Origin of the sequence: Massilia sp. IC2-476 (assembly GCF_020707295.1) — a bacterium.
GTDB lineage: Bacteria > Pseudomonadota > Gammaproteobacteria > Burkholderiales > Burkholderiaceae_D > Telluria.
This window is the reverse complement of record NZ_JAJFER010000004.1, coordinates 413024-436090: the sequence shown is the minus strand read 5'-3', so window position 1 is coordinate 436090 and position 23067 is coordinate 413024. Positions and strand designations below refer to the sequence as shown.

Annotated in this window: 16 protein-coding genes and 1 tRNA gene; 5 read left to right on the top strand and 12 right to left on the bottom strand. The window is 64.4% G+C overall.

Features of this window, described 5'->3' with window-relative positions; translation table 11 throughout:
- Positions 1–58: 58 nt before the first annotated feature.
- The 4 genes from LK539_RS13965 to LK539_RS13950 all read right to left on the bottom strand — a co-directional run bounded on the left by LK539_RS13965 (position 59) and on the right by LK539_RS13950 (position 4356).
- Positions 59–1462 (bottom strand): TIGR03013 family XrtA/PEP-CTERM system glycosyltransferase, encoded by a 1404-nt coding sequence (locus LK539_RS13965; RefSeq protein ID WP_227801558.1) that lies wholly within the window; start codon positions 1460–1462, stop codon positions 59–61.
- Positions 1463–1511: 49 nt separating this feature from the next.
- Positions 1512–2558 (bottom strand): NAD-dependent epimerase/dehydratase family protein, encoded by a 1047-nt coding sequence (locus LK539_RS13960; RefSeq protein WP_227801557.1) that lies wholly within the window; start codon positions 2556–2558, stop codon positions 1512–1514.
- A gap of 80 nt (positions 2559–2638) precedes the next feature.
- Positions 2639–3928: a nucleotide sugar dehydrogenase gene (locus tag LK539_RS13955; protein WP_227801556.1), complete on the bottom strand. Its 1290-nt coding sequence runs from the start codon at positions 3926–3928 to the stop codon at positions 2639–2641.
- A gap of 352 nt (positions 3929–4280) precedes the next feature.
- Positions 4281–4356: transfer RNA gene (locus tag LK539_RS13950), tRNA-Arg, on the bottom strand.
- 192 nt (positions 4357–4548) lie between these two features.
- Here LK539_RS13950 and LK539_RS13945 point away from each other — a divergent pair.
- From LK539_RS13945 to LK539_RS13935, 3 genes are all read left to right on the top strand, one after another.
- Positions 4549–5439, top strand: a complete 891-nt coding sequence (locus LK539_RS13945) for a cytochrome c5 family protein (protein ID WP_227801554.1) — start codon at positions 4549–4551, stop codon at positions 5437–5439.
- A 265-nt stretch (positions 5440–5704) separates the two neighbouring features.
- Entirely contained in the window at positions 5705–7915 is a 2211-nt protein-coding gene (locus LK539_RS13940; RefSeq protein WP_227801553.1) for a hypothetical protein, read from the top strand.
- Positions 7916–8253: 338 nt separating this feature from the next.
- Complete coding sequence (locus LK539_RS13935) at positions 8254–9852, top strand: right-handed parallel beta-helix repeat-containing protein (protein ID WP_227801552.1); 1599 nt, start codon at positions 8254–8256, stop codon at positions 9850–9852.
- 85 nt (positions 9853–9937) lie between these two features.
- Here LK539_RS13935 and LK539_RS13930 read toward each other — a convergent pair whose 3' ends face one another.
- The 3 genes from LK539_RS13930 to LK539_RS13920 form a co-directional block, all read right to left on the bottom strand.
- Positions 9938–11998 (bottom strand): M13-type metalloendopeptidase, encoded by a 2061-nt coding sequence (locus tag LK539_RS13930; RefSeq protein ID WP_307728913.1) that lies wholly within the window; start codon positions 11996–11998, stop codon positions 9938–9940.
- Between the two features lie 85 nt (positions 11999–12083).
- A complete protein-coding gene (locus LK539_RS13925; protein ID WP_227801637.1) occupies positions 12084–14096 on the bottom strand; it encodes a M13 family metallopeptidase in 2013 nt (670 codons plus the stop codon).
- A gap of 57 nt (positions 14097–14153) precedes the next feature.
- Positions 14154–14384 (bottom strand): hypothetical protein, encoded by a 231-nt coding sequence (locus LK539_RS13920; protein ID WP_227801551.1) that lies wholly within the window; start codon positions 14382–14384, stop codon positions 14154–14156.
- A 505-nt stretch (positions 14385–14889) separates the two neighbouring features.
- On the opposite strand from LK539_RS13920, the gene LK539_RS13915 reads away from it, so the two are divergent.
- Complete coding sequence (locus tag LK539_RS13915) at positions 14890–16317, top strand: S41 family peptidase (RefSeq protein ID WP_227801549.1); 1428 nt, start codon at positions 14890–14892, stop codon at positions 16315–16317.
- A 116-nt stretch (positions 16318–16433) separates the two neighbouring features.
- A complete protein-coding gene (locus LK539_RS13910; protein ID WP_227801548.1) occupies positions 16434–17555 on the top strand; it encodes a beta-ketoacyl-ACP synthase III in 1122 nt (373 codons plus the stop codon).
- 46 nt (positions 17556–17601) lie between these two features.
- Here LK539_RS13910 and LK539_RS13905 read toward each other — a convergent pair whose 3' ends face one another.
- The 5 genes from LK539_RS13905 to LK539_RS13885 form a co-directional block, all read right to left on the bottom strand.
- Complete coding sequence (locus tag LK539_RS13905) at positions 17602–19635, bottom strand: NADPH-dependent 2,4-dienoyl-CoA reductase (protein WP_227801547.1); 2034 nt, start codon at positions 19633–19635, stop codon at positions 17602–17604.
- A gap of 55 nt (positions 19636–19690) precedes the next feature.
- A complete protein-coding gene (locus LK539_RS13900) occupies positions 19691–20143 on the bottom strand; it encodes a hypothetical protein (RefSeq protein ID WP_227801546.1) in 453 nt (150 codons plus the stop codon).
- 11 nt (positions 20144–20154) lie between these two features.
- The gene (locus tag LK539_RS13895; protein WP_227801545.1) at positions 20155–20619 is read right to left on the bottom strand and encodes a DUF2721 domain-containing protein; all 465 of its coding nucleotides are present in this window, start codon (positions 20617–20619) and stop codon (positions 20155–20157) included.
- Between the two features lie 72 nt (positions 20620–20691).
- Positions 20692–21648 (bottom strand): prolyl aminopeptidase, encoded by a 957-nt coding sequence (gene pip, locus LK539_RS13890; RefSeq protein ID WP_227801544.1) that lies wholly within the window; start codon positions 21646–21648, stop codon positions 20692–20694.
- A 50-nt stretch (positions 21649–21698) separates the two neighbouring features.
- Entirely contained in the window at positions 21699–23015 is a 1317-nt protein-coding gene (locus LK539_RS13885) for an amino acid deaminase (protein WP_227801543.1), read from the bottom strand.
- Positions 23016–23067 lie beyond the last annotated feature (52 nt).

The window sequence follows — 23067 nt, the reverse complement described above, 5'->3', positions numbered from 1 at the left end:
GGTGGCTCGAACGTGAGTGGGCGGGCTGGATGGACGGGACCGGCCGGCCCCGGCGCCATCAACGCCCGCTGCGGAACAGCACGACCTTGAGCGTATTGATCAGGATGAGCACATCCAGGAACAGGCTGTTGTTCTTCACGTAGTACAGGTCGTACTGGAGCTTTTGCAGCGCGTCCTCGGCCGAGGAGCCATAGCCGTAGCGCACCTGGGCCCAGCCGGTGATGCCGGGCTTGACGCTGTGGCGCACATTGTAATACGGCACCACCTCGATCAGCTGCTCGACGAAGTACGGACGCTCCGGCCGCGGGCCGACGAAGGACATCTCGCCCTTGAACACGTTGAGGATCTGGGGCAGCTCGTCGATGCGGGTCTTGCGCATGAAGTTACCGAAGCGGGTGACACGCGGGTCGTTCTGCGCCGCCCATTGTGGCTTGCCGGCCTTTTCGGCGTCGACGCGCATGCTGCGGAACTTGTGCACGCGGAAGGTCTTGCCGTCCTTGCCGACCCGTTCCTGCGAGTAGAACACCGGACCGCCGTCTTCCAGCTTGACGAAGATGGCCGCCAGCAGCATCAGCGGGAAGGCCAGTACCAGGATGATCATGCTGCACACCAGGTCGAAGCTGCGCTTCATGAAGGTACGCACGAAACTCTGGTCGAAGCCGCCGCCAAACACCAGCCAGGAAGGCTGCAGCGAGTCGACCCGGATCTGGCAGGTCTCGCGCTCGAAGAAGGTGGCGGCGTCGGTGACGCGGATGCCCTGCAGTTTGCAGTCGAGCAGCTCCTTGATCGGGAAGCCGCCGCGGCGGTTCTGCACCGACACCACGATCTCCGACACGTTGTGCTGGCGTACCAGCGAGACCAGCGAATCGCCGTCGCGCACCTTCAGCAGGCTGGTGGACGGCACGCACAGTTCTTCGCTCGGGATCTGGATGTAGCCGGCGATGTCGTACTTGTGGTAGCTCGAGTTCTTGCTCGCCAATTCACTGCATTCCTTGGCCAGGGGGCCGCTGCCGAGGAACATGATGCGCGACTGGAGGAATCGCGCCTCGGACGACTTGAAGAAGGCCATGCGCGCCAGGAAAATGCCGGTGCCGGCCAGAACAAACACCAGGGCCATGGTGCCGCGCCCGAAGGACAGTTCCGGCGCCATGTAGAACACCAGTGCCAGGATCGCGAAGCCCATCAGGAAGGACGGCATCAGCTTCATGAAGAAGGGATGGCGCAGGCCTTCGTCGAAGTCGAGCTGGTACATGCCCATCGCGCTCATGCTGAAGATGATCGCCACGGTGAACGCCACCGCCGAGGTGAAGAAGTGGTCGAGGTGGGCCGCCGCCGCGGCATCCTCGAATTCAAGCATTCGCACCGCGGCGCCTATGTAGGCTGCGCCCAGCAGCACCAGCACTTCGACGAACAGCAGGAGAAAGACGATCTTCGATACGTAGTGGTTAGAGATCCGAAACACGGTAGCCTCCCCGATTCTTATTGCTATTCATATGGCTTGTTGGTATTTCTTATCTGTCATGCGCTGCGGCCGGCGCCAGGTTCCGTACATACCAGTCCATCGCCTGGCGCAGCCCTTCGCCGATGCGGTGGGTGGGCTGGTAGCCCAGCAGGCTTGCCGCCTTGCCGATGTCCGCCTGGGAATGACGCACGTCGCCGCGGCGGAAGTCCGCGTACTGCGGCCGGTGCGCGTCCAGGTGCGGGAACTGCTCCCGCAGCAGGTCGCGCATCATGCCGTACAACTGGTTCAGGCTGGTGCGTTCGTTGACGGCGATGTTGAAGACCTGGTTCGCCGCCTCCGGGCCGGCCAGGGCCGACAGCAGGTTGGCCTGCACCACGTTGTCGATGTAGCAGAAATCGCGGCTGGTCTCGCCGTCGCCGTTGATGCGCAGTTCCTGGTTGCGGATCAGGGCCGCGACCCACTGCGGGATCACGGCGGCGTAGGCGCCGTTCGGGTCCTGGCGCGGACCGAACACGTTGAAGTAGCGCAGGCCGACCGATTCCATGCCATAGGTACGGCCGAACACGTTCGCATACAGCTCGTTCACGTACTTGGTCACCGCATACGGCGACAGCGGATTGCCGATGCGGTCCTCGACCTTGGGCAGATCCGGATGGTCGCCGTAGGTGGAGCTCGACGCCGCGTAGACGAAGCGCCGCACCCGGGCGTCGCGCGCCGCCACCAGCATGTTGAGGAAGCCGCCGACGTTGGTGTCGTTGGTGGTCACCGGGTCGTCGATCGAGCGCGACACCGAGCCAAGGGCGGCCTGGTGCAGGACGAAATCGGCGCCCTCGCAGGCGCGTGCGCAGTCGTCCGCCTTGCGGATATCGCCTTCGATGAAGGCGAAGCTGTCCCAGGCGGCGGCGCCGACCGCTTCGCGCACGAGTTCGAGGTTGTGCCTGTGGCCGGTGGCAAAGTTGTCCAGGCCGGTCACTCGCTGGCCGAGGCGCAGCAGCGCCTCGACCAGGTTCGAACCGATGAACCCGGCCGCACCGGTCACGAGCCAGTGGTAGCGATGCTGCTGCAGGTGTTGCTGGGCGTCTTGAAACTTATTCACTTTCGAACACTCTCTTGGTCACGCCGGGCCGACTGGCGCTGCCGCGGCACATGCCGCGGCCGATGCAGGACTTGCGGTTATTACAGGCGCCAGACGCAGTAGCCGGCTTCCTGCAGAGCTTTCGGATCGAACTGCGATTTCACGTCGATGAAACAGCCATTTTCGTTCAGCTTGGACTGGAAGTCAGCCAAAGACAGCGCCAACACCTCTTTGTGTGGCACCGCAACCACCAGCGCGTCCGCTTTCGGCAGGCTGTCCCAGCTTTCCAGCTTGATGCTGTATTCGTGCTGCGCTTCCTCGGCATCCGCCTGCGGGTCGAACACATGCACCTCGACCCCGTAGCTTTCGAGTTCGTGGACGATGTCTGCCACCTTGGAATTGCGCAAGTCGGGGCAGTTTTCCTTGAAAGTCAGGCCGATCACGTTGACCTTCGAGCCCTTGACGTGGAAGCCCGACGAAATCATCGACTTCACCGTCTTCTCGGCCACGAACTTGGCCATGCCGTCGTTGATGCGGCGGCCTGCCAGGATCACCTGCGGATGGTAGCCAACCATCTCGGCCTTGTGGGTCAGGTAGTACGGATCGACGCCGATGCAATGGCCGCCGACCAGGCCGGGACGGAAGGGCAGGAAGTTCCACTTGGTGCCGGCCGCCTTCAGGACTTCGAGCGTGTCGATGCCAACCTTGTCGAAGATGATCGCCAGCTCGTTCATCAGGGCGATGTTCAGGTCGCGCTGGGTGTTCTCGATGACTTTCGCGGCCTCGGCCACCTTGATGCTGGAAGCGCGGTAGACGCCGGCGGTCACGACCGATTCGTACAGGGCGGCGATGCGCTCGAGCGAGGCATCGTCGTCGCCCGACACCACCTTCAGGATGGTGGTCAGGGTGTGTTCCTTGTCGCCCGGGTTGATGCGCTCCGGCGAGAAGCCGACATGGAAGTCCTGCTTCCACTTCAGGCCCGATTCGCGTTCCAGGATCGGGATGCAGACTTCCTCGGTCGCGCCGGGATAGACGGTCGACTCGTAGACGACGATGGCGCCGCGCTTCATATTGGCGCCGACCGACTTGCTGGCGCCGATCAGCGGCGTGAAGTCCGGATTGTGCGCGATGTCGACCGGGGTCGGGACGGCAACAACAATATAGTCAGCCTGGGCAAGCAGCGCCGGATCGGTGCTGACTTCGAGGTGGCGTGCGGCCTGCAGCTGTTCCGACGATACCTCGCCGGTCGGGTCGACAAAGCGCTTGTAGTTCTCGATTTTCGCGCTCGACAGGTCGAAACCGATGGTGCGCCCCTTTTTGCCGAATTCCACTGCCAGGGGCAAGCCCACATAACCCAGCCCTACTACAGCGACGACCTCATCAGCTTTCATATCGCATTCCGTTCAAGAATTTAGTTTTGCAATAATGCTAACTTTCAGTTTAGCATGAATGCATAAGTACACTCAACTTTACCGTCTGTATTTGTCTAACGGTAACAACAATGTCCGAAGAACGATATCGGAATGTCATGACGATGTCATGACAGCGGGAGGCAAAGCAGTGCCAACTCATCCGTATCGACCATGCAATATTAGCATTTTCTGAAACACAAGTTCCAAGAAAGCATGAATCGTGCGCGGCCATTTGATAGCAAGCGGTTAAGCAATATTGCCACGCGGAATTGGATCAGGGCGCACGTTTGCAGGCTGCAAACCGGGCATGGACGTCGGAAGGGGAAACTGGTGGCGCGGCTGGCGGGGATCGAACCCACGACCCTTGGCTTCGGAGGCCAATACTCTATCCACTGAGCTACAGCCGCGTAGGGGGAAGGAAGTGATGCGAAGGATACAGTCTTTCGCAACTTACGTCCATGGGCACTCTTGCTCCAAATGAATTTCATTACACTATGGAAGCTTTACGACTATAATCGGCCGTTTGACGGCATTTGCAAGAAAGCATGTGATCGCAAGCGCCGGGAGTGGCAGGTTTTTTTAATCGAATTAAGGAAATCATGAGCGACGCACACAACGAACACCAATCCCTGATCCGAACCCCGAAGCAACTCATTGCGGCCGTAGCGGGGTTCTTCCTGGTCATCGTCATCGGCATCATCCTGCTCGTGATCTTCGCTACCAATAACCGCCTGACCGGCGCCGGCACCAGCAGCCAGAGCGCCGAAGCCGTGGCGGCGCGCCTGCGCCCCGTTGCCGAAGAAGGTTTCACCCTGGTCGACGCGAATGCGCCTAAAGTCCTGCAAGCAGGCAATGCGGTGTACGCGGCCGTGTGCGCCGCCTGCCATGACAGCGGCGCTGCCGGGGCCCCGAAGCTGGGCGACAACGGCGCCTGGGGCGCCCGCCTGGCGCAAGGCTACGACACCCTGGTCAAGCACGCGATCGAAGGCATCCGCGCGATGCCGGCCAAGGGCGGCAATCCCGACCTCGACAACGTGGAAGTGGCGCGCGCCGTGGTTTATCTGGCCAACAAGAGCGGTGCTTCGTTCAAGGAGCCGGCCGTGCCGGCCCCGGCCGCGGCGAATGCCGCCCCGGCGGCCGCAGAGGCTGCGCCGGCAACTGCGGCAGCCGCCGCGGCACCGGCCGCGGCCGCCCCTGCTCCGGCCGCAGCGCCTGCCGCCGCCCCGGCGCTTGCCTCGGCAGACACCGGCAAGGCCTTGTATAACAGCGCGTGCATCGCCTGCCATGGCGCCGGCATCGCGGGCGCACCGAAAGTCGGCGACAAGGCGGCCTGGGCCGCCCGTATCGGCCAGGGTAACGCCGTATTGTACGAACACGCCATCAAGGGCTTCCAGGGCAAGGCCGGCATGATGCCGCCCAAAGGCGGCTCGACAGCGCCTGATGCCGACGTGAAGGCTGCAGTTGACTACATGGTGCTTGCTTCGAAGTAAAAGCAAACGGCCTGGCTCCGACCCGCCCACACCGGCGGGTTTTTTTCCGCCAATGTCAAAACGACAGTATATATATTGCTAAAAACGGTTGCTGCCGAATAATATTCGTTAAATACTGGGTAATATTGTGTTGCTCTAGGGCAAAAATCGCCCAAAATTTTGAACAGAATTTGTGATTCCTCTGGGAATGTGTTTTTCTTTGGCGTAACCTTGTTCTCTGCCAGTGGCGTAATCAAGCGTCCCGCATCCTGAACGAGATCTCCACATGAAATTCTTGACACATCCGCTGACCAAGCGCGCTGCTTATACTGTTCTGTTCGGCGCGACCCTTACCGCCTGCGGTAGTGGCGGCAGCACAACCGATCAAAACAATGTCCTGTCGTCCAGCATGGACGGCACGCGCTCGATGTCCCTCGGTACGTATGTACCGCAAAGCCGTGGCACCACGACCGGCACCAATACCAATACCGGCGCAACCAACCCGGCCGGCACCATCACCACCGTGCGCTTCGAGGGCACCTCGTCGGCCGCCCAAACCAACGTTCCCGTGACCTTCGGCCAGGTGTTCGTGGCCGGCGACCTGCCTGCCAATTCCGGCCTGGTCGGCCGCCTGGAGGACGGCAGCAGCCTTCCGCTGCAGGTCGACGTCAAGGCCAAGCACGCCGACGGCTCGGTGCGCCATGCCATCATCTCGACGGTGCTGCCGACCCTGAATGCCAGCGAAGTCCGTTCCATGTCGCTCATCCGCGGCACCGCGTCGGCTGCCAGCGCGGCGCCGATCACCGCTCCGCTGGATGCCGGTTTCACCGCCTCCGTCAGCGCTACCCTTAACGGCGTACGCTATAGTGCGTCGGCTGAGGAGCTGATGCGCAGCGGCAAAGCCAAAGTCTGGCTGTCCGGCGCGACCGCTACCGAATGGCAAGTGATGGCGCCGCTGACCACCAGCACCGGCGTGCAGCACCCGCACCTGACGGCACGCTTCGCGATCCGCTGGTACCCGGCGACGAAGAAGGCACGCATCGACACGGTCGTCGAGAACAACTGGGCCTTCGAGCCGAAAGTGCAAACCTTCACCTACGACGCCAACCTGACCGTGGGCGGCAAGACGGTGTTCAACAAGCCAGGCATGATGCATTACCACCATGCCCGCTGGCGCCAGCTCGCCTGGTGGAACGGCGCAAGCCCGGAAGTCAACGTCAAGCTCAACACCGGCTATCTGATTGCCACCCGTGCCGTGCCGAACTACGACCAGACCCTCAGCATTCCTGAATCGCAGCTGAGCGCGCTCAAGACCGAATGGAATGGCGCGATCACCGAACCGATGGCAACCGGCCTGGCCCTGAAGAACATGCCGACCACCGGCGGCCGCCGCGACATCGGCCTGCTGCCGGGCTGGACGGTCATGTACCTGCTGAGCATGGACAAGCGCGCGCGCGACGTCACGCTGGGTACCGCCGACCTGTCGGGCAGCTGGTCGCAGCACGTGCGCGACAAGCAGACCGACATGCCGGTCAGCGTCATCGACTATCCTTATATGTCGGTGCTCGGCCGTGGCGGCGACATGATCAACCAGAAGACCGGCCGTGACGAACGTTTCCCGGACTGCCTGAGCCCGACCTCGTGCTATACGCCGAATGAACAGGATACCGCGCACCAGCCGAACCTGGCCTACGTGCCGTATCTGGTGACCGGCGACTATTACTACCTGGAAGAGCTGCAGTTCTGGGGCATGTACAGCGCCTTCGTCGACAATCCTTACTTCCGCGGCTTCGAAAAGGGCCTGGTGATCCCGGACCAGGTGCGTGGCCAGGCATGGTCGCTCCGCACGCTGGCCGAGGCGGCGTACATCACGCCGGACAGCCACCCGCTGAAGAGCCACTTCACCACCTTCGTCAACAACAACCTGGACTGGTTCAACAACACCTATACCACGGGTGCGGCGACCGGCAATGCCCTGGGCGTGATCACGAACGGTTATTCGATCGTGTATGACGAAGGCACCGGCCTGGCGCCGTGGCAGGACGACTTCTTCACCTCGGCGGTTGGCCACGCTGCGGAACTGGGCTTCACCAAGGCTGAAAACCTGCTGCGCTGGAAAGTGAAATTCCCGATCGCCCGCATGGTCGGCCAGGGCGCCTGCTGGATCGGCGCCGCGAACTACACGATGAAGGTCCGTGACAGCGCCAACTCGCCCATCTACGCGACGATCGGCGAAGTCTTCAAGAAGAGCAGCCCGGACTACCTCAGCACCGCCTGCGGCAGCGAGGCGATGGCCAAGGTCCTGAACCTGCGTGTCGGCGAAATGAGCGGCTATGCTCCGGAAGCGACCGGCTACCCGGCCAACATGCAGCCTGCCCTCGCTTACGCGGCGAGCTACGGCGGCACCGAAGGCCAGAAAGCCTGGGCCCTGTTCGACCAGCGCAACTTCAAACCCAACTACGCGTACGCTCCGCAGTTCGCGATCAAGCCGCGCTGATCAAGCCGGATGAACAAAAGGCCGCCTCGTGCGGCCTTTTTTTTCGTCCCGACGCACGCGGGCCGTGTAACAGGTAGTCGATCAGACAAGCCTGCCGAAGCGCAGACCACCTTTCTGATTTTTGCGACTTGGACACCAATCGCAGCAGGTTCGGCGCCAAAGCACGCATATTGCCGCCCTCCTCAAAAAATAATCTTCATAGGCAAATGTTGCGGATTACCCGATTTTCTTACAATTGGTTACGTATTTTCCTGTTCGCATCCTATACTCTGTGGAAATGTGTCTCACGGAAATTTATTTTAGACACAATTACTAGTCGAAATGATACGAGGAACCAGATGCGTCCATCCTGCCTTACCCTGACCCGCACCGTGCTCGCACTCGCGTGCGCTACCATCCTGGCGCCGGCCTCGGCCGCAACCCTGTCGGTCGGCGCCGGCAAGACCTACGCCCGCCCATGCCAGGCGTTCGCTGCCGCCAAGGTCGGCGACATTGTCGAAATCGCGGGCAACGCCACCTATAGCGGCGACGTCTGCGGCATCTATGCCAGCAACCTGACCATCCGCGGCGTGAATGGCCGCCCGAAGATCGATGCGGCTGGCCAAAATTCGATGGGCAAGGCCATCTGGGTGGTGGTTGGTGACAATGTGGTCATCGAAAACGTCGAAATGTTCGGCGCGAAGGTGCCCGACCAGAACGGCGCCGCCCTGCGCCTGGAGGGCACCAACTTCACTCTGCGCTCGTCCTACCTGCACGACAACGAGAACGGCATCCTGACCGGCGTCAACCTGAACAGCAACATCCTCATCGAGAACAGCGAGTTCGGGCGCAACGGCTACGGCACCGGCTACACCCACAACCTGTACATCGGCAACGTCGGCAGCCTGACCTTCCGCTACAACTATTCGCACGACGCCAACGTCGGCCACAACCTGAAGTCGCGCGCACGCGTCAACACCATCGCCTACAACCGCTTCTCGAGCCTGCCGGAAGGCCAGGCCGGCAGCGGCAAGCCGAGCTACGAGATCAACCTGCCGAACGCAGGCACCAGCTACATCATCGGCAACGTGATCCAGCAGCCGGCCGCGCACAACAACCCGAACCTGATCGCCTACGGCGAAGAAGGCGCGAGCAATCCGGGGCACGACCTCTACGTCGTCAACAACACTTTCCTGAACGACGACAGCTCGCGCGGCAACTTCGTGCTGGTCGGTAGCGGCGTCACCAAGCCGATCCTGTTGCAGAACAATATCTTCGGTGGCACTGGCACCCTGAGCAACCAGGTCGGCGCCATCGAGAAGACCAATTACCGCGCTGCCGCGCCGGGCTTCGTCAACCGCGCCGCCTACGACCTGCGCCCGACCGCGAACGCGCTCGTGATCGATGCCGGTTCCGCCCCTGGCGTGTCGGCAGCCGGCGTGGCGCTGGCCCCAGGCGCGCAGTACAAGCACGTGGCCGGCGGCGAAGCCCGCCCTGCAGGCCTGCTCGACATCGGCGCCTACGAGGCGGCATCCGTGACGACGGCGCCGGCGCCGACCAGCTGGGTCACCTGCGCCACCGAATGGGGCACCTGCAGCTTCAGCGGCAGCCGCGAAGTGCGCTACGGCACCGCCACCGCCTTCGTCACCAAGACCGTGAGCGGTCCGGTGCGCTGCGCCAACTCGGTCTTCGGCGACCCGGCCCCGGGTGCGGCCAAGTCCTGCAGCTACGCCGTGGCCGCCACCACCGGTGCGGCGCCGGCCGACGCGAGCTGGACCGCCTGCGCCAGCCAGTACGGCATCTGCACCGTTCCCGGCACGCGCGAAGTGCGCTACGGCGCCGCCGGCAGCTACGCGACCATGATCGTCACCAATTCGGTCAAGTGCTCCGACGCCGTCTTCGGCGACCCGAAGCCGGGCGTGGCCAAATCCTGCAGCTACTCCAGCGTCGCACGCTGATTTCCGCTCCCTGTACGGGTGCACAAAGAAAAACGGCCGCGATTCGCATCGCGGCCGTTTTTTTATCGCCCCAGGCGACGCGCGATTACCAGATGATCACGCGGTCCTGCGGCGCCAGGTACATCTTGTCGCCCTGCTTCACGCCGAAGGCTTCGTAGAAGCCCGGCTGGTTCTTCAGGGTGCCGTTGGCGCGGAACTGGGCCGGCGAGTGCGGGTCGGTCTTGACCTGGTTGATCTGGGCCGGCTCGCGCATCTTCGCGCGCCACACCTGGCCCCAGCCCATGTAGAAGCGCTGGTCGCCCGTGAGGCCCTTGATCACCGGCGCCGGCTTGCCATTCAGGGACAGCTTGTAGGCCTTGTAGGCGATCGCCAGGCCCGAGTTGTCGCCGATGTTCTCGCCCAGGGTCAGTTCGCCGTTGACGTTATAGCCCGGCAACGGGCTGTAGCCGGCGTACTGCTTGATCAGCACCTTGGTCTTCTCGGCGAAGCGCTTGCCGTCTTCCTCGGTCCACCAGTTGCGCATGTTGCCGTCGCCGTCGTACTGCGAGCCCTGGTCGTCGAAGCCGTGGCTGATCTCGTGGCCGATCACGGCGCCGATGCCGCCGTAGTTGACCGCGTCGTCGGCCTTCGCATCGAAGAACGGCGGCTGCAGGATCGCGGCCGGGAACACGATCTCGTTCAGTTCCGGGTTGTAGTAGGCGTTGACGGTCTGCGGCGTCATGCCCCATTCGTCGCGGTCGATCGGCTTGCCCAGCTTGTTCAGCTCGCGGTTGTATTCGACCACGCGCGAACGCATCACGTTGCCCACCAGGTCGTCACGCTTGACGGTCAGCGAGGAATAATCCTTCCACTTGTTCGGATAACCGATCTTCGGGGTGAACTTGGCCAGCTTGGCCTGGGCTTCCTTCTTGGTCGCGGGGCTCATCCAGTCCAGGGTGTCGATCGAGGAGCGGTAGGCCTCGAGCAGGTTCTTCACCAGGACTTCCATGCGCGCCTTGCGCTCGGCCGGGAAGTGCTCCTTGACGTACAGCTTGCCCACCGCGTCGCCCATGGCGCCCTCGATGGTCGACACGCCGCGCTTCCAGCGCGGTTCCAGCTTCGGCGCGCCCGACAGCGTGGTGCCGTGGAAGGCGAAGCGCTGGTCGACGAAGGCCTTCGACAGGTAGGAGGCGTAGCCGTTCACGGTGTGCAGCTGCAGATAGACCTTCCAGGTCTCGAGCGGCACGCGGTTCACGATCTCGGCCATGCCCTTCAGGTAGCTCGGCTGGCTGACGATGACGTAGTCGGTCTTGCCGGCGATGCCGGCTTCCTTCAGCCAGGCGTCCCAGGCGTAGCCCGGCGCCAGCTCGGCCAGCTTGGCCACTTCCACCTTGTTGTAGGTCTTGATCGGGTCGCGGTTCTCGACCTTGGTCCACTGGACCTTGGCCAGTTCGGTTTCCAGGTCGACGACGGCTTTCGCGTTGGCGGCGGCATTGGCGTCGCCCGACAGCGCCAGCATCTTCTCGACGTGCTGCTGGTACTTGGCGCGGATGTCGGCCATCTTGGCGTCGTCCAGCTTCAGGTAGTAGTCGCGGTCCGGCATGCCCAGGCCGCCCTGGTACAGGTCGGCCACGTACTTGGTCGAGTCCTTGGCGTCCTGGTGGATGTAGAAGCCGAAGGGCGTGGTCACGCCCAGGCGGCCCAGGCGGGCAAACGCGGCCGGCAGTTCGGCCTTGTCCTTGATGGCGGCGATGCCGGCCAGTTCGCCCTTGAGCGGGCTGATGCCCAGCTTCTCGAGGCGCGCTTCGTCCATGTAGCTGGCGAAGAAATCGCCGATCAGCTGCTCTTCCGAGCCGGCGCGCGGGTTCTTCGTGGCGGCCGACTTCTCGATGATGGCGCGCAGTTGCGGCTGGGTGTCGTCGTGCAGCTTGTGGAAGGCGCCCCAGCTCGACTTGTCGGCCGGGATCTCGACGGTTTTCAGCCACTTGCCGTTCAGGTATTCGAAGAAGTCGTCCTGGGCGCGCACGCCCGGCTCGACGTATTCGAGGGCGATGCCGGCGGACAGGGCCTTGCCCTTGGCGGCGCCGGTGGCGCTCTTGGTGGATTCGGCCTGGGCCATCGAGGCGACCAGGATCAGCGCCGCGGCGCTCACTAGACGTCGTTTCATGCGGTTCTCTCTAAGTGTCGTTATTGTCGTTATATGCGCAGCGGGCCGACGCTGCGAAGCGCCGGCCCGTCGTTTCAAGGCCTGATTACCAGATCAGCACGCGGTCCTGCGGCGCCAGGTACATCTTGTCGCCTGGTTTCACGCCGAAGGCCTCGTAGAACTCCGGCATGTTCATCACGGTGCCGTTGGCGCGGAACTGGCCCGGCGAGTGCGGGTCGGTCTTGACCTGGTTGATCTGCTGCGCTTCGCGCATCTTCGAACGCCACACCTGGCCGAAGCCCATGAAGAAGCGTTGGTCGCCGGTCAGGCCGTCGATCACCGGGGCCGGTTGGCCGTGCAGCGACAGCTTGTAGGCTTTATACGCGATCGACAGGCCGGCGTTGTCGCCGATGTTCTCGCCCAGGGTCAGTTCGCCGTTGACGTTATAGCCAGGCAGCGGCGAGAAGCCGTTGAACTGCTTGACCAGCTTGTCGGTGCGGGCCTTGAAGGCGCTGCGGTCGGCGTCGGTCCACCAGTCGCGCAGGTTGCCGTCGCCGTCCGACTGGCTGCCCTTGTCGTCGAAGCCGTGGCCGATTTCGTGGCCGATCACGGCGCCGATCGCGCCGTAGTTGACCGCGTCGTCGGCGCGCATGTCAAAGAACGGCGGCTGCAGGATCGCGGCCGGGAACACGATCTCGTTGGTCGTGCTGCGGTAGTAGGCGTTCACGGTCTGCGGCGTCATGCCCCATTCGGTGCGGTCGACCGGCTTGCCCAGCTTGTTCAGCTGGTAGTTGTACTTGAAGGTCGCGGTACGCATCGCGTTGCCGACCAGGTCGTCACGCTTGATGGACAGCTTCGCGTAGTCGCGCCACTTGTCCGGATAGCCGATCTTCGGGGTGAACTTGGCCAGCTTGGCGCGGGCTTCCTTCTTGGTGGTCGGGCTCATCCACTCCAGGTTGTCGATCGACTGGCCATACGCAACAATCAGGTTCTTCACCAGTTCTTCCATGCGCGCCTTGCGCTCGGCCGGGAAGTGCTCCTTCACGTACAGCTTGCCGACCGCTTCGCCCAGCGCGCTCTCGACCGTGCCGACGCCGCGCTTCCACAGCGGGGCCTGCTCCGACACGCCCGACAGCGCAGTGCCATAGAACGAGAAGCTCTGGTCCACGAATGCCTTCGACAGCAGCGGCGAGTACTCGCGCAGCAGCTGCCACTCGAAGTAGGACTTCAGGGTCGACAGCTCGGTCTTGGCCAGCACCTCGTTCAGGCCCTTGAAGTAGCTAGGCTGGTTGACGATGATGGTGTCGACCTTGTTGCCGATTCCGGCCGCGCCCAGCGCCGCCTTCCAGTCGTAGCCGGGAGCCAGCTTGCCCAGGTCGGCCACGCTCATCTTGTTGTAGCGCTTGACCGGGTCGCGGTTTTCCACGCGGGTCCACTGCACCTTGGCCAGTTCGGTCTCGAAGTCGACGATGGCCTTGGCCTGGGCCGCGGCATCCTTCTCGCCCGCCAGCGCCAGGGTCTTTTCGACGTGCGCCAGGTACTTGGTGCGGACTTCGGCCAGCTTGGCGTCGTCCTGCTTCAGGTAGTAGTCGCGGTCCGGCAGACCCAGGCCGCTCTGCGAGATGTACACGACGTGCTCGGTCGAGTTGCGCATGTCCTGGCTGACGTAGATGCCGTATGGGGTCGACACGCCGATCTTCGCTAGGTGCGCGACCAGGTTCGGCAGGCCCTTCTTGTCCTTCAGGGTGCGGATCTTCTGCAGCTCGCCGGACAGCGGCTTGGTGCCCAGGGCTTCGCGGCGCGCTTCATCCATGTAGCTGGCGTACAGGTCGCCGATCTTCTGGGTTTCGGAGCCAGTCTTGGCCGACTTGTCGGCCTGCGCGGCTTCGATGATGGACTTGATCTGCGGCGTGGTGTCGTCGCGCAGTTTCATGAAGGTGCCCCAGCTTGCCTTGTCGCTCGGGATCTCGGTCTCTTTCAGCCACTTGCCGTTCAGGTAGGTGAAGAAATCGTCCTGCGGGCGCACGCTGGTGTCGATGTACTGGGTGTCGATGCCCGACACCGGCGCGCCGGCCGGCTGGGTCGGCGCCTTGTCGGCCGCATTCGCAAAGGCTGCCATCAGGGACAGCGTCAGGGTGCTCAAAAGGATTCGCTTCACGAAAATAGTCCTCGATTGCTAGGGGTGCTGGGGTTGGGAAAAAGCGGCCGGCTTGTGGCCGGTCTTCAGGAAGTGCGCGTGATAACGCGCCTGGCTTGCCGTGTAGACCCCAGGCACGGTGATAAAACGCGCTGTGTCGTGGTTCTGCGCCAGCAGGTGATTGCCGAACACGCGCAGCTGCATGTTGGCGGGAAAACGCGGGTGTCCGGCCCGGCAGCGCCGCGCGGACGAGAGAGTCGATTTCTTCATTCTTATAATGTTCTGCCTGACATCCCGCCCACCGTCCTCGACGATAGGGCTGCACCCATTCTAGCGGGTGCGCAAGGGGCAGCAACGGCCCGGGGGGCTTTTTTACTTTTCGATACATGCAAACAGGGCGATATCACGTATGCATGTGTTGGTACGTCACAACAAGACGGCCTGCGGGAGGCGGTATTGCTACCAGGAATGTAGAATCGACGGGAATAAAAAAGCCCGCGGAGGGGGCCGCGGGCAAAGACCACTTCAAAAAGTGGAGAGAGAAAAACTGGAATTCACTATAGGTTCCCACCCTCGCGTTCGCTTCGACTCTTACAATTGCTTACCAAGCCGGCATATCCGTAACAGGGCGCTTACACAAACCCGCTGTCATGTATGCATGAGCGCATGGTTTGGCCTGCTTCGGAGCAGCCCTCCGTGTTCGGGTTTATACTGGACTTGCGCTACCTCATGCGTGCTGCACGGCACCAAGGCCAGCGCTCACATCGGGTGAACCATGGGCTCCACTTTCAAGAATTCCTGTCTCGTCGGCCTGGGCGTCGTTGCCGGGGTTGCGGCCACCATGCAGTTTTCGGCGCTGGCCCAGAAACCGGTCGAGGCCGGCATGCCGCTGGCCGAGCTGCGCCAGCTGGCCGATGTCTATGGCGTCATCAAGTCCACCTACGTCGAGCCGGTCGAGGACCGGGCCCTGCTGTCGGAAGCGATTTCCGGCATGGTGGCTTCGCTCGACCCGCACTCGGCCTACCTCGACCCGCGCGCCTACCGCGAGCTGCGCGAAGGCACCGAGGGACGCTTCGTTGGCCTCGGCATCGAGATCTCCGAGAGCGAAGAAGGCTATGTGGAGATCGTCGCCCCGATCGAGGATTCCCCGGCCTGGCATGCCGGCATCAAGGAAGGCGACCTGATCACCCGCATCGACGGCCACCCGGTGCAGGGCCTGCCGATCGACGAAGCGATCAAGCGCATGCGCGGCGAACCGGGCAGCAAAGTCACCCTCACCATCGCGCGCAAGGACAGTCCCGAACCGCTGCGCTTTACCATCGCGCGCGGCGAAATCGTCCAGAAAAGCGTCAAGGCGAAGATGGTGGAGCCGGGCTATGCCTGGCTGCGCATCGCCCAGTTCCAGGAGCCGACCGTGGACGACATGGCGGCCAGGCTGCAGGCGCTGTACCGCGACAACCCGGACATGAAGGGCCTGGTGCTCGACCTGCGCAACGACCCCGGCGGCCTGCTGCAGGGCGCGATCGGCGTGGCCGCGGCCTTCCTGCCCAAGGATGCCGAGATCGTCTCGACCAACGGCCAGCTGCCCGACTCGCGCCAGCGCTTCTACGCCCGTCCCGAGTTCTACATGCTGCGCAGCGGCGCCGATCCGCTGGCCAGCCTGCCGCCGGCCTTCAAGAAGCTGCCGATGGTGGTGCTGGTGAACACCGGCTCGGCCTCGGCTTCCGAGATCGTGGCCGGCGCCCTGCAGGATTACAGGCGCGCCGCCATCCTGGGCAGCCAGACCTTCGGCAAGGGCTCGGTGCAGACCATCCGCCCGATCGGCCACGACGCTGCGGTCAAGCTGACCACCGCGCGCTACTACACCCCGGCCGGGCGCTCGATCCAGGCGCGCGGCATCCTGCCCGACTTCCCGGTCGACGAAACGGCCGACGGCGACGGCTTCAACGCTTTACGTATGCGCGAAGCCGACCTCGATCGGCACCTGTCCAACGACCGCGAGAAGGAAGCCGCCACGCGCCAGGAAGACATCGAGGAGCAGATGCGCCTGTGGGCCGACGCGCGCGCGCGTAAACCGGTCGATTACGGCAGCGCCGACGACTTCCAGCTGGCCCAGGCCCTGCGCCACCTGAAGGGTGAGAAGGTGCAGCTGTCCAGGCGCGCCGTCCCCACCGCGACGACGCTGGCGCAGCAGGAGCACTGAGCTCCTTGCACGCAGGTCAAGCTTGTCATTTCCGCCAATTCCCAGCCCCGGCATGAGCGTGTAGAATCGCCGCATCTCTCGGGAAACCTCGGTTAATGTCTTTGAAAGTCCCCAATATGAAACCTGTCGTGATCAGCGGCACTGGCCTGTTTACGCCGCCGTATTCCATCTCCAACGATGAGCTGGTAACGGCTTACAACGCCTACGTCGACCTGTACAACCAGGAGCACGCCGCCGCGATCGCCGCCGGCGAAACCACCGCGCTGGAGCACTCGAGCAGCGCCTTTATCGAAAAAGCCTCCGGCATCAAGTCGCGCTACGTGATGGAAAAGGAAGGCGTGCTCGACCCGACCCACATGACGGCCCGCATCCCGGAACGCGCCGACGAACAGGTGTCGCTGCAGGCCGAGATGTGCGTGGCCGCCGCGCGCGAAGCACTGGACCGCGCCGGCAAGCAGGCGTCGGATATCGACATGGTGCTGGTGGCCTGCTCGAACATGCAGCGCCCTTACCCGGCGATGGCGGTCGAGGTGCAGGATGCGCTGGGCATCGAAGGCTTCGGCTTCGACATGAACGTGGCCTGCTCCTCGGCCACCTTCGGCATCCAGACCGCGGTCGACGCGGTGCGCAGCGGCCGCGCCCGTGCGGTCCTGATGCTGAACCCGGAGATCACCAGCGGCCACCTGAACTTCCGCGACCGCGACAGCCACTTCATCTTCGGCGACGCCTGCACCGCCGTGATCGTGGAAGCAGCGGATACTGCGACCAGCCGCCACCAGTGGGAAATCCTGGACAGCAAGCTCAAGACGAAGTTCTCGAACAACATCCGCAACAACTTCGGCTTCATGAACCGCTTCGACGAAGCCGGCATCGGCGCGCCGGACAAGCTGTTCCGCCAGCAGGGCCGCAAGGTGTTCAAGGAGGTGTGCCCGATGGCGGCCGAGACGATCGCCGACACCGTGAAGAACGCGGGCCTGGAGATCAAGGATGTGTCGCGCTACTGGCTGCACCAGGCCAACCTGAACATGAACCAGCTGATCGCCCGCACCCTGCTAGGCCGCGACGCGGAGCCGAGCGAGGCGCCGGTGATTCTCGACACCTACGCCAACACCTCGTCGGCAGGGTCGATCATTGCGTTCCACAAGTACCAGGATGACCTGCCGAGCGGCGCGAACGGAGTGATCTGCTCCTTCGGCGCCGGTTACTCGATCGGCTGCGTGGTCGTTCGCAAGAAGTAAGCTTGACTGCGTGGGCGGCAGCGCTGCCCACGCAGCAGAGTGTCGATCACAAGCGCGCAGCCAATTCGGCGCCCTCCCGGATCGCCCGCTTCGCATCCAGCTCCGCCGCCAGCGCCGCCCCGCCGATCTTGTGGAAACGCGGTCCGCCGGTCGTGCCTTCCGCCGGCATCAGCTCCGCCAGGCTCTCCTGCCCCGCACAGATCACCACGTTGTCCACCTCCAGCACGCGCGCCTCACCGCCAACGGTGATGTGCAGTCCCGCGTCGTCGATGCGCTCATACTGCACGCCCGCCAGCATCTGCACGCCGTTGCGCACCAGGGTCGCGCGGTGCACCCAGCCCGAGGTCTTGCCCAGGCCCGCGCCCGGACGGGTAGTCTTGCGCTGCAGGAGCCAGACTTCGCGCGGCGGATGGGGCCTTGCCGGCGCCACCAGGCCGCCCGGCGTGCTTGACGCAGGATCGACGCCCCACTCCGCCATCCAGTGCGCGGCCGGCACCGGCAGCGGCACGGCCGGGTCGTGCACCAGGAATTCGCCCATGTCGAAGCCGATCCCGCCGGCGCCGATGATGGCCACGCGCCGGCCCACGGGTTTCCCTTCGCGCAGTACGTCGAGGTAGCTCAGCACCTTCGGGTGCTCGATGCCGGGAATGCCTGGCTTGCGCACCTTGATACCGGTAGCGACGATCACGTCGTCGTAGCCGCCGGCGAGCAGCTCGTCGCGGCTCACCCGGCGGCCCAGGCGCACGTCCACATTAGTGAGCGCCAGCTTGCGGCCGAAGTAGCGGATGGTCTCGGCGAATTCCTCCTTGCCCGGCACGCGCATGGCCACGTTGAACTGGCCGCCGATGTGGTCAAGGGCATCGAACAGGGTGACCTGGTGGCCGCACTCGGCCGCCACGGTGGCTGCCGACAGCCCGGCCGGGCCGGCGCCGACCACGGCCACGCGGCGCCCTCTGGCCGTCTTGCGGTACACCAGTTCGGTCTCGTGGCAGGCGCGCGGATTGACCAGGCAGCTGGCCCGCTTGTTGGAGAAGGTGTGGTCGAGGCAGGCCTGGTTGCAGGCGATGCAGGTGTTGATTTCGTCGACGCGGCCTTCGGCCGCCTTGGCGACCCAGTCGGGATCGGCCAGGAAGGGCCGCGCCATCGACACCAGGTCGGCGCTGCCCTGCGCCAGCAGCGCTTCGGCGTCCTGCGGCATGTTGATGCGGTTCGAGGCGACCACGGGGATGCGGACTTCGCTGCGCAGGCGCGCCGCCACCTGCGCAAAGGCGGCGCGCGGCACCGAGGTAACGATGGTGGGCACGCGCGCCTCGTGCCAGCCGTAGCCGGTGTTCAGGATCGTGACGCCGGCGGCCTCGAGGGCCCTGGCCACCGCCACCACTTCGTTCCACGTATTGCCGCCTTCGACCAGGTCGAGCACCGAATGGCGGTACATCAGGATGAAGTCGGGGCCAACCGCGGCACGGATGCGGCGCACCACCTCGAGCGCCAGGCGCATGCGGTTCTCGATCGGGCCGCCCCAGTCGTCCGTGCGCTTGTTGGTGCGCGCGCACAGGAACTGGTTCAGCAAATAGCCTTCGCTGCCCATGATTTCAACGCCGTCGTAGCCGGCCATCTTCGCCAGCTTCGCGCAGCGCGCATAAGCGGCGATGGTGGCCTCGATACCGGCGGCGTCCAGCGCCTTCGGCTTGAACTTCGAGATCGGCGACTTCAGCGCGGAGGCGGAGACCACGAAAGGCTGGTAGCCGTAACGCCCAGCGTGCAGGATCTGCAGCAGGATCTTGCCGCCCTCTTCGTGCACGGCACGGGTGACGCGCCGGTGGTTGGGTACGTCGCCGATGACATTCAGGGTGCCACCGAAGGGCAGCAGCCAGCCCTGGCGGTTGGGCGAGATGCCGCCGGTGACGATCAGGCCGGCGCCGCCCCGCGCGCGTTCGCGGTAGAACGCGGCCAGCTTGCCGTAGTTGTAGAAGCGGTCTTCGAGACCGGTGTGCATCGAGCCCATGATCACGCGGTTCTTCAGCGTGGTGAAACCGAGGTCGAGCGGGGCGAGGAGATGGGGATAAGTGGTGGACGTCATCACGGCATTACACCGTGATTTCGTGGAGGCGTGTTTCTAAACTTCCAATTCGACCTCAGGCCAGGTGGCTTTCGCGGTCGCGCAGTTCGGCGAAAGCTTCGATGCTGCCGATGTTGACCGTGACCGGGCGCAGGATCGCATCCGGCGACATCGACCGCCAGGCGAACTGCCATTCCTTTTCCTGGGCCTGGCCGGCGCCCTTGGTAAAGGCCGCGCCCAGGCGCGAGCGCACGCCGTATTCCACCGGACCGTCGATGCCGGCCCAGTCAGGCAGGGTACGCTGCACCGCGCGGTGCAGGCGTTCGCCGAATAGTTCGGTGTTGTGGATCACCAGGCAGCTGTCGGCCGGGCCGAGCACGTCGAACAGGCGCTTGTCCCATACGGTCGAAAACGACACGGTCAGGAAGAAGCCGGCGGGCACCAGGCGGAACTGGCCGCGCAGCGCGGCTTCCAGTTCGGCATGCGGTGCGTAGCGGTGGAGGGTCGGGGGGCGTTGATAGTCGTGCATGCTGTACTCGATCATTCGGTGGGTGCGCTCTGGCGTGGCTGTTGCAGGGACAGCGTATGCTGCATGCGCATGAAGCGCGAGGCGATGAAGATCTCGCGCAGGAAGTAGACGAAGCTGCTGATCAGGCCGACCATCGCGAACACGAAGAGGCCGGCGATGTACTGGTCCAGCGGCAGGTTGGTGGTATCGCCCAGGAACAGCATCGCAATCACCAGGCAGACCATCAGGCCGCAGCCGGTGCTGGAAGTGATCGCGGTGTTGATCAGGTGCGAGCGGGTGTAGAGGGTTTCGAGTTCGGCCGATTCCTCATTGCTGGGGCGGACCTTGAGGCGGTCTTCGAGCACCCGGGTGCGGTCGATGATGCGCGCCAGCCGGTTGGTCAGCACGGTCAGTTTGGTCGCCACGCCAGTCAGCAGGAAGACCGGCGCGATCGCCAGCTGGATGACGTGGCCGATGTCGCTGATCTGGATATTCATGGGAAGCGCAATGTTGTTGTAGGTTTGAGCATAGTGTAGCAGCCGCGGCGCGCGACTGGCACCCCGCGCCTGTCAATCAAAGCGGCTGTGGCGCTTGAACTGCTCGGTGGCGTTCACCAGCGCCCGGGCGATGCCGGTCTCGAGGGCGCCGTGGCCGCCGTCCGGAATCATGTGCAGCTTCGCCCCCGGCCAGGCCTGGTGCAGGCGCCAGGCCGACAGCGGCGGGCAGATCACATCGTAGCGGCCCTGCACGATGACCGCCGGCAGGTGGGCGATGCGTCCGATGTCGCGCACCAGCTGGTCCTCTTCCAGGAAGGCGCCGTGCAGCATGTAGTGCGACTCGAGGCGGCCCACGCCCAGGTCGAGCGCGTCGGACGAGGCTTCTTCCGGCTGCGGCAGCAGAAACACGCGGCGGCCTTCGAAGCGGCTCCAGGCGCGCGCGGCCGGCCAGTAGACCTCGGGATCGCCGCACAGCAGGCGCTCTGCATAGGCCTTGAGCAGGTCGCCGCGCTCTTCCTGCGGAATCGGGGCCACGAAGTCTTCGTACAGCTCGGGGTAGAACCACTTCACACCATTGATGAACCAGTCGACTTCCGCCTTCGTGCACAGGAAGATCCCGCGCAGCACGAAGCCGAGGCAGCGTTCGGGGTGGGACTGGCCGTAGGCCAGCGCCAGCGTCGAGCCCCAGGAACCGCCGAAGACCAGCCATTGCCGGATGCCGAACATCTGGCGCAGGCGTTCGACATCGTCGATGAGGAGCTGCGTGGTGTTGTTGCGCCACTCGCCCAGCGGCGTGGACTTGCCGGCGCCGCGCTGGTCGAACAGGATCACGCGGTAGGCGCTGGGGTCGAAGAAGCGCCGGTGCTGGGGCGACAGGCCGGCGCCCGGCCCGCCATGCAGGAACAGCACCGGAATGCCGTTGGGGTTGCCGACTTCTTCCCAGTAGATCGTGTGCAATTCGTCGACGGCGAGCATGCCGTGGCGGATGGGCTGGATCGGCGGGAACAGGGACGGCGGCGTGGCAGGCATGGTTCTCTTTCGGCGGGTGACAGCCGATTGTAGCCTACCGCCACGGCGTTTCAGAAGAAGGTGTTGAGCGCCTCGCGCACGTTGTAGGCGTCGTCCACCGCCAGCAGGACCTGCCACTTGTCGAAGGTGGTGCAGGGATGCGAAATGCCGCAGCCGACCAGGTCGCCCACGCGCAGGGAGTCGCGGATGTCTCCCTCGGGCAGCGACAGGTAGGCATGCTGGTCGTTCATCTTGACGATCTCGCAGCCGGGCGGCAGTTCGTTCGGTAGCCCCGCCGCGCCCGGACGGTGGGTGAATAGCGGCATCGGCAGCGCTTCGTCATAGGATGCGTCGCGCTTGCCCATGGTGAGGATGGCGAGGCCCGGTTCGGGGCGCGACTGCACCGTGCTCCACACCTCCAGCGCCGGGCGCAGGCCCTCGCCATGGGCTTCGCGCGCGTCCAGCTGGGCCAGCAGGCGCTTGTATGAGCCATGGTCGCTGGTCAGATAGCAGCCGCTGCGCAGCACGGCGCGCACCGGGCGCGACAGGCTGTCCACGCCGGCAAAGCCGCGCGCCACCAGATCGAAGTACGAGGAGCCCCCGGCCGACAGCAGGATCTCGGCGCTGCCGAACAGGCCTTCGCCGTCGGCCGTTTCGACCAGGTCCACCAGCTCGGCCAGGAAGGCGCGCACGGCGCGCAGGTCGGCCTCGCGGTCCTGGCTGACGAGCAGGCCTTCGTAGCCTTCGAAACCGGCCAGCACCAGGCCGTCGGCACCCGCGACAGCGCGCGCCACGTCGAGCGCTTCCCTGGCGGTGCGGCAGCCGGCGCGCTTGCCGGCCAGGCCGAGTTCCACCAGCACCGGCAACGGACGCGCCAGGCCGCGTGCGCCCGCCGCTTCCGACAGTCGCGCGACACCGGCCAGGGAGTCGGCCAGCACGAAGCACTCGAAATCCGGATCCTCGTGCAGCAGCGCCAGCACGGCGGCGATGTCGGCGCGCGCCACCAGCTGGTTCGCCAGCAGCACGCGGCGCACGTTGAAGCGGTAGGCAACCTGGACCTGGGTGGCGCTGGCCAGGGTGATGCCCCAGGCGCCATTGGCCAGCTGGGCCGCGAACAGCTGCGGACTCATGGTGGTTTTGCCATGCGGCGCCAGGGTGGCGCCGTGGCGCTCGCAGAAAGCCTTCATCCAGGCCAGATTGTGCTGCAGTGCCGACGTCTTCAGCACAGCCACCGGGAAGGAGGTGTCGCCGCGCAGCACATTCCAGCCCTGCAGGCCGACCGCACCCTGGCGCAACGGTTCGGTGATCGGCAAGCCCTTGGTGCCGGGCAGGAGCAGGTGTTCGTCGAGGCTGGACAGGGCGAGGCCGTCGCGGGGCAGAGTGTGCATGGCGGTCACTGGTTAAAAGTCGTTGCGGCTATTGTACCGAGGCTGGGCGAGG